Origin of the sequence: Flavobacterium sp. (assembly GCF_031381455.1) — a bacterium.
GTDB lineage: Bacteria > Bacteroidota > Bacteroidia > Flavobacteriales > Flavobacteriaceae > Flavobacterium.
Window position 1 is genome coordinate 264,673 of sequence record NZ_JANMXZ010000008.1, and the last position, 7,836, is coordinate 272,508.

At 35.9% G+C, this 7,836-nt stretch carries 6 protein-coding genes; 4 read left to right on the forward strand and 2 right to left on the reverse strand.

All coding sequences use genetic code 11. The features are described 5' to 3' along the window. Positions 1–4: 4 nt before the first annotated feature. From RMN97_RS02840 to proB, 3 genes are read left to right on the forward strand one after another with little or no spacing between them, the layout of a single operon-like run. Positions 5–1,189 carry a hypothetical protein gene (locus tag RMN97_RS02840; RefSeq protein ID WP_309613016.1) on the forward strand — a complete coding sequence of 395 codons (1,185 nt, stop codon included), beginning with the start codon at positions 5–7 and terminating at the stop codon, positions 1,187–1,189. Positions 1,190–1,211: 22 nt separating this feature from the next. Further along, positions 1,212–2,408 (forward strand): glutamate-5-semialdehyde dehydrogenase, encoded by a 1,197-nt coding sequence (locus RMN97_RS02845; RefSeq protein ID WP_309613017.1) that lies wholly within the window; start codon positions 1,212–1,214, stop codon positions 2,406–2,408. Further along, positions 2,392–3,162 carry a glutamate 5-kinase gene (gene proB / locus RMN97_RS02850; RefSeq protein WP_309613018.1) on the forward strand — a complete coding sequence of 257 codons (771 nt, stop codon included), beginning with the start codon at positions 2,392–2,394 and terminating at the stop codon, positions 3,160–3,162. Before RMN97_RS02845 ends, proB begins: the two co-directional genes overlap by 17 nt. Before the next feature lies 1 nt (position 3,163). Here proB and ytxJ read toward each other — a convergent pair whose 3' ends face one another. Then, entirely contained in the window at positions 3,164–3,550 is a 387-nt protein-coding gene (gene ytxJ, locus RMN97_RS02855; protein ID WP_309613019.1) for a bacillithiol system redox-active protein YtxJ, read from the reverse strand. Between the two features lie 162 nt (positions 3,551–3,712). On the opposite strand from ytxJ, the gene clpB reads away from it, so the two are divergent. Further along, positions 3,713–6,316: an ATP-dependent chaperone ClpB gene (gene clpB, locus RMN97_RS02860; protein ID WP_309613020.1), complete on the forward strand. Its 2,604-nt coding sequence runs from the start codon at positions 3,713–3,715 to the stop codon at positions 6,314–6,316. Positions 6,317–6,399: 83 nt separating this feature from the next. On the opposite strand, the gene acs is transcribed toward clpB, so the two are convergent. Beyond that, a partial coding sequence (gene acs / locus RMN97_RS02865) for an acetate--CoA ligase (protein ID WP_309613021.1) occupies positions 6,400–7,836 on the reverse strand: 1,437 nt, incomplete at its 5' end.

A 7,836-nucleotide genomic window follows, 5' to 3' on the forward strand; every position in this document is an offset into this window, starting at 1 on the left:
ATAAATGAAAAAAATTACTTCACTCCTTGCCCTATTTATTATTGCTACTTCCTGTGGCGTTAAGCAAACCCGTGAATTGTTAACTTCCGGTGACTATGACGCTGCTATTACTAACGCAGTTGATGGTTTGCGCGGCAACAAAAATGCGAAAGGAAAACAAGACTATGTCTATATGCTAGAAGAAGCTTTTGCAAAAGCCAAAGAACGCGATTTACGTGACATCAATGGTTGGTTTAAAGATGCCAATCCGCAAAACTTAGAAAAAATATACAACACTTACGTTCAGTTGAATTACCGTCAGGAACAAATCCGACCTTTATTGCCATTGAAATTACTTAAAGAAGGTCGTGACGCTCAATTTCCTTTTGATGATTATACCGACCAAATTGTCAGTAGTAAAAACGCCTTATCAAAATATTTGTATGACAATTCCAAAGCGCTTTTGGTAACCAAAGACAAAATGACGATTCGCCGTGCTTATGATGATTTGGTTTATTTAGAAAGTATTAATCCCGGATTTAAAGATGTTGCCAAACTAACAGACGAAGCCAAGTTAAAAGGAACCGATTTTGTAAATGTTTATACCAAGAACGAAACCAATATGGTGATTCCGGTTCGTTTAGAAAACGATTTATTAGATTTTAGCACTTATGGTTTGAATGATAAATGGACAGTCTATCACAACAACCGTCAAAAAGGAATTGACTATGATTATGGTTTGATAGTTAACTTCCGTCAAATCAATATCTCACCAGAGCAAGTAAAAGAAAAACAATTTGAAAAAGAAAAACTGATTAAAGATGGTGTCAAAAACCTTTTAGATGCAAATGGAAATGTAGTAAAAGATAGTTTGGGACATCCGGTAAAAGTGGATAATATGAGAACGGTTCGCATTTCTATTTATGAATTTTCACAAATAAAATCATGTCAGGTTACCGCCAAAGTAGATTATATCAACTTTAAAATCAACCAGCTGATTGAGACATTTCCATTAGCAAGTGAGTTTGTGTTTAGCAATATATACTCAACTTATAAAGGTGATAAACGTGCTTGTGAAGAAACGTATTATTCTAATTTTGAGAGACGAGTCGTTCCGTTTCCAAGCAATGAGCAAATGGTTTTTGATACCGGAAACGATTTAAAAGCCAAACTAAAAGATATTATTTCCAGAAATAAGTTTAGAAGATAGTATTCTTTTTAAAAATAAAATCATGCTTAATTCCCTCACATTCGCTAAAAGAAATACCATTCTAACCAGAATGGCAAAACTTCTTGAACAAGAGAGATCTAACATCAAACTTGTTAATCAAGGAGATATTTCTAACTATTCTGGTGATGATTTAGCAATGACAAAAAGGCTTTTGGTAGATGATCAAAAAATAGACAGCATGATTGCTTCCTTAGTGCAATTAGTTGGTCAGGAAGATCCTGTTGGGAAAGTGGTATACCATTTTACCTCCGAAAACGGTATGAAAATCCAAAACAAAACAGCCGCTTTTGGAACTATTTTAATCATTTATGAATCAAGACCTGATGTAACCGTTGAAGCAACTGCTATAGCGTTTAAATCAGGAAACAGAATTCTATTGAAAGGTGGAAAAGAATCTTTGCAGTCTAATTTAAAGATTATGTCTTTATGGCACCAAGCTTTATCAGATAACAACATCCCAAATAGTTGGATTAGCTATTTAAATTTTGATAGAAAAGAAACCCAACAGTTCTTAGAAAAGCCTTCTCAAAAAGTAGATTTAATTGTTCCGAGAGGTGGAGAATCATTAATCAATTTTGTAAAAAAACATGCTACTTGTCCCGTAATTGTAAGCGGAAGAGGAAATAACTTTGTGTTTGTAAGCCAAGAAGCTGATATAGAGAAAGCATTGGCTATTATCATTAATGGCAAAACATCTAATATTTCGGTTTGCAATGCGTTAGACAAAGTACTTATCGATATAAATCTTCCAAACTGGGAAGCATTTACAAAAAATGTTGTGTCGGAATTGCAGCAACGAAATGTCACTGTTTTGGGCGATGAAACTATTTCAAAAGTAACCAACGTTCCTCAAATTGAATCGGATTTGATTTGGCATGAAGAGTTTTTAGATTATAAAATTGTCATTGGAACTGTTAACTCAAACCAAGAAGCTATTGATAAAATTAATACTTATTGTGGTGGACATTCTGCAGCAATCATCACTTCAAATGATGTAATTGCGCAAGATTTTATGGAAAATGTAGATGCAGCAGCAGTATATCAAAATGCTTCAACACGTTTTACAGATGGTGGACAATTTGGACTTGGTGGTGAATTAGCAATCAGCACCGATAAGCTTCACCAACGTGGACCGCTAGGTTTGCAACATTTAGTTTCTAATAAATGGTATATTTACGGCAATGGACAAATCAGGTAAAAAAAGAATTCTTTTAAAATTAGGAAGTAATACCTTAACCAAAGAAACCAATCATATTTCGAGAGGAAAGATTGAAGATATTGGAATGCAAATTGCTGCTTTAAAAGATAACTACGAATTTGTAATAGTAAGCTCTGGCGCTATTGCGGCAGCGAAACAGTTTGTGAAATTAGAGAGTCAAGACAAAGAAGTCTTTGTAAAACAAGCGTTGGCTTCTATAGGACAACCTCATTTGATGCGTATTTATCAGGAAAACTTTAGCGATTTGGGTTTACTCATTTCCCAATGTTTATTGTCTTACTCTGATTTTGAGAAGGAACAATCCAAAGTCAATATTGTTAACACCATAAATGTATTATTAAAAAATAATTACATTCCGATTATAAATGAAAACGATACGGTAGCTACTGATGAAATTCAATTTGGTGATAATGATAAATTGGCGGCGCTAACTGCTGTATTATTGAATGTTGATATATTAATCATTGCCACAAATACGGATGGAATTTATACCAAAGCTTCCATCAACAATAAAATTCCTGAAACCATTTCGATAGTAACTGATTTAAAAGTATTAGAAAAAGAAATTGGTGATTCGAAGTCTTCTCATGGAACTGGTGGAATGCAATCTAAAATTGAAGCTGCAACTATTGCCAAAGAAGGCAAAATAGAAACTTGGATTGTAAATGGATTAGAAGATAACTTTATCCTGAAAGCTCTAAATAATGAAAATAGGTTTACTAAAATAGTATAACTTAAATAAACTGCTCTAATTTTCCGGCATCTATACTTCCATGCGAATCATTGAAAAGCGCTTTTCCATCCTTTATGACAATTAGTTGTGGCGATTGGTGAAACACTCCAAAGCGACTAGCGATTTCATTTGAGACATCTCTATGTTCTAACAAGTCTAAAAAGTAAGGTGTTATTTTTTCGTGTAAATCAAACTCGTTTTCAAATTGCTTCAAAACCATTCTGCTAACACCACAACGCGTACTGTGTTTAAAAACAAGAACTGGCTTGACTGTTGATTCCGCAATTATTTCATTCAGTTGACCTAAATCTGTAAGCTGTCTCCAACCTACTTTTGAAACCGATTGATTTTCTTCATTAGAACCAAACACATTCTTTAAAAAACTCATAAGTAACTTGTTTTAAGACACTTTGTCTCATTAACAGGATAAAAATCATGTAATAAAGACATTCTGTCTGTAATTTTACATTGGAATACAAATTGACCAATGTTCGGCAAAGATATACATCTTAAAATACAATCAAATTATTTTAACAAACCTACAACAACTATGAACATAAATAATTTAACCATCAAATCGCAAGAAGCGCTGCAACAAGCACAGCAAATTGCACAAGGTTTTGGTCAACAACAACTCGAAAACGAACATATTTTTAAAGGAATTCTGGAAGTTGACGAAAACGTAACACCATTCATTTTGAAAAAACTCAATGTGAATGTCGATTTATTTAAAAAGATTTTAGACAGCACTATTCAAAGTTTTCCAAAAGTTTCAGGAAGCGAAATCATGTTGTCTCGTGAAGCGAACAATGCTTTGAACGAAGCGAATATCATTGCTAAAAAAATGAACGATGAATATGTTTCTATCGAGCATTTAATTTTGGCCATATTCAAATCTAAAAGTAAGGTAGCCCAAATTTTAAAAGACCAAGGCGTTACGGAGAAAGGATTAGAAGCAGCAATTGCCGAAATCAGAAAAGGCGAACGAGTGACTTCTGCATCTGCCGAGGAAACCTATAACGCTTTGAACAAATATGCTAAAAATCTTAACGAATTAGCACGCCAAGGAAAACTTGATCCGGTTATCGGACGTGACGAAGAAATTCGTAGAGTATTACAAATTCTAACACGTCGTACAAAAAACAATCCGATGCTGGTTGGTGAACCTGGTGTTGGGAAAACTGCCATTGCTGAAGGTTTAGCGCATCGAATTGTGGATGGCGATGTTCCTGAAAATCTTAAAGACAAAGTCGTTTATTCACTTGATATGGGTTCGCTGATTGCTGGTGCAAAATACAAAGGTGAATTTGAAGAACGATTAAAAGCCGTGGTAAAAGAAGTTACTTCTGCCGAAGGTGATATAGTGCTTTTTATTGATGAAATCCATACACTTGTTGGTGCTGGAGGTGGCGAAGGTGCTATGGATGCCGCTAATATTTTGAAACCAGCTTTGGCTCGTGGCGAATTGCGTGCTATCGGTGCCACAACTTTGGACGAATATCAAAAATATTTCGAAAAAGATAAAGCATTAGAACGTCGTTTTCAAAAGATTATGATTGACGAACCTGATACCGAAAGTGCGATTTCTATCCTTCGCGGAATCAAAGAAAAATATGAAACGCATCATAAAGTTCAGATAAAAGATGATGCGATTATTGCTGCCGTCGAATTATCTCAACGTTATATTACGAATCGTTTTCTTCCGGATAAAGCCATTGACCTTATTGACGAAGCGGCTTCTAAACTGCGAATGGAAATCAATTCAAAACCAGAGGAATTAGACGTTTTGGATAGAAAGATTATGCAATTGGAAATCGAATTGGAAGCCATCAAACGTGAAAATGACGAAAGTAAAATGAAAGGGTTGAAATTGGAATTGGCAAATCTTAAAGAAGACCGGAATGAGATTTTCACCAAATGGAAATCAGAGAAAGATGTTGTTGATAATATCCAATTAGTAAAAACCGAAATCGAAGATTTTAAATACGAAGCCGAACGTGCCGAACGCGATGGCGACTATGGTAAAGTAGCCGAAATACGTTATGGAAAAATCAAAGAAGCTCAAGAACGTTTGGATAAATTTCAAAAAGAATTACTAGAAAAACAAGACGGAACTTCTTTGATAAAAGAAGAAGTAACTCGGGAAGATATTGCCGAAGTAGTTGCCAAATGGACCGGAATACCGGTAATGAAAATGCTCCAAGGCGAAAGAGAAAAACTCTTAAAACTGGAAGATGAATTGCACCACAGAGTTGTGGGACAAGAAGAAGCCATTGAAGCGATAAGCGATGCGGTTCGCAGAAGTCGCGCCGGATTGCAAGACATGAAAAAACCAATCGGAACCTTCTTATTTCTAGGCACAACCGGAGTTGGGAAAACCGAATTAGCCAAAGCATTAGCCGAATATTTATTTGATGATGAAAACGCTTTGACACGTATTGACATGAGTGAATACCAAGAACGTCACAGCGTAAGCCGTTTAGTTGGCGCGCCTCCAGGATATGTGGGTTATGATGAAGGCGGACAATTGACTGAAGCTGTTCGTAGAAAACCATATTCCGTAATTCTGTTAGACGAAATCGAAAAAGCACATCCTGATACGTTTAACATTTTATTACAAGTATTAGACGAAGGTCGTCTGACAGATAACAAAGGACGATTGGCAGATTTTAAAAACACGATAATTATAATGACTTCCAATATGGGAAGTGCCATCATACAAGAGAAGTTTGAAAATCTTAAGGGTGGAATTGAAGCTGCAACCGAAGCTGCCAAAGTAGAAGTTTTAGGTTTATTAAAACAAACGGTTCGTCCGGAGTTTATTAATCGTATTGATGAAATCGTCATGTTCACACCGTTGACTAGCGCCAACATCACAGCCATTGTGGGCTTGCAATTAAAAAGCGTTATAAAAATGCTGGCGCATCAAAACATTACATTAGATGCAACACCGGAAGCCATTGAGTATTTAGCACAAAAAGGTTACGACCCACATTTTGGAGCGCGTCCGGTAAAAAGAGTTATTCAAAGAGAAGTGTTAAACCAACTTTCCAAAGAAATTCTGGCTGGAAAAATAACCACTGATAGCATTGTACTCTTGGATAGTTTTGATGGTCAATTGGTGTTTAGAAACCAAAGTGAACTAGTTTCATAAGTTTTTATAATAGGTATTTAGTCTTAATGAAAAGCCTAATAGTATTGAAACTAGTAGGCTTTTTTTACATTATATTCTTAAGACTAAACTTTTCCATCTCTAATCTCATCCACAATTTCGGGATTCAATAAAGTGGACGTGTCGCCAAAGTTACTAAAGTCACCTTCTGCTATCTTTCGCAAAATTCGACGCATGATTTTCCCGGAACGTGTTTTAGGTAAGTTCGATACAAATTGGATTTTATCAAGCTTGGCAATCGGACCAATTTGGTTAGAAATAATCTGATTTATCTCTATAGCTAAATTTTCTTGATTTCTGGTTTCTCCTATTTCTTTGAGTATAACAAACCCATACAAAGCATTTCCTTTAACATCGTGAGGAAAACCAACAATAGCACTTTCAGCTATCGCCGGATGCTCATTGATAGCATCTTCAATAGGAGCTGTACCAAGATTGTGTCCCGAAACAATAATCACATCATCCACTCTACCGGTAATTCTGTAATACCCAACTTCATCGCGCAATGCGCCATCTCCCGTAAAATATTTACCTGGAAAAGCCGTAAAATAAGTATCTTTATAACGTTGGTGATCACCCCAAATAGTTCGTGCTATTGATGGCCATGGAAACTTAATACACAGACTTCCGGTAACTTGATTGCCTTCAATTTCGTTGCGCAATTCATCCATCAAAACAGGTTGAATTCCCGGTAATGGTAATGATGCATAAGTGGGTTTGGTTGGTGTTACAAAGGGAATTGGCGAAATCATAATTCCTCCTGTTTCGGTTTGCCACCAAGTATCAACAAGTGGACAACGTTTGCCACCAACGTGATCGTTATACCAATGCCAAGCTTCTTCATTTATAGGTTCTCCAACAGAGCCAATAACTTTCAACGATTTCAACGGAAAACGTTGTACATAATCTAAACTTTCTTTTGCTAACGAACGAATAGCCGTTGGTGCCGTATAGAATTGTGTAATTTTATGTTTTTCGATTACTTCCCAAAAACGACTGAAATCAGGATAAGAAGGAACACCTTCAAAAATAACTGTTGTGGCTCCGTTCAATAGTGGTCCGTAAAGAATATAAGAATGTCCGGTAATCCAACCAATATCAGCGGTGCACCAAAAAATATCATTCTCTTCGTAGGCAAAAACATTTTTAAAAGTATAGGCAGTATAAACCATATAACCCGCTGTGGTATGCACCATTCCTTTTGGTTTTCCGGTTGAGCCCGAAGTGTAAAGTATGAATAATGGATCTTCAGCATCCATGATTTCGGCAACGTTATTTGGAATTGCAGCATCAAGTAAGGGTTGTAACCAAAGATCTCTTCCTTCTTTCATCGCTACTTCGGTATTCGTTCTTTTCACAACCAATACTTTTTCTACACAAGGTGTTTTTTGTAAAGCTTCATCCACAATTCCTTTTAAGTCAATGGATTTATTTCCGCGATAACTTCCATCAGAAGTGATAACCATTTTACATTCGCAGTCATTAATACGAGCAGCCACTGC

Bases quoted from the DNA above. Each gene is read 5' to 3' on its own strand.
- RMN97_RS02840 (WP_309613016.1), top strand. From the start codon at position 5: ATGAAAAAAATTACTTCACTCCTTGCCCTATTTATTATTGCTACTTCC.
- RMN97_RS02845 (WP_309613017.1), top strand. From the start codon at position 1,212: ATGCTTAATTCCCTCACATTCGCTAAAAGAAATACCATTCTAACCAGA.
- proB (WP_309613018.1), top strand. From the start codon at position 2,392: ATGGACAAATCAGGTAAAAAAAGAATTCTTTTAAAATTAGGAAGTAAT.
- ytxJ (WP_309613019.1), bottom strand. From the start codon at position 3,550: ATGAGTTTTTTAAAGAATGTGTTTGGTTCTAATGAAGAAAATCAATCG.
- clpB (WP_309613020.1), top strand. From the start codon at position 3,713: ATGAACATAAATAATTTAACCATCAAATCGCAAGAAGCGCTGCAACAA.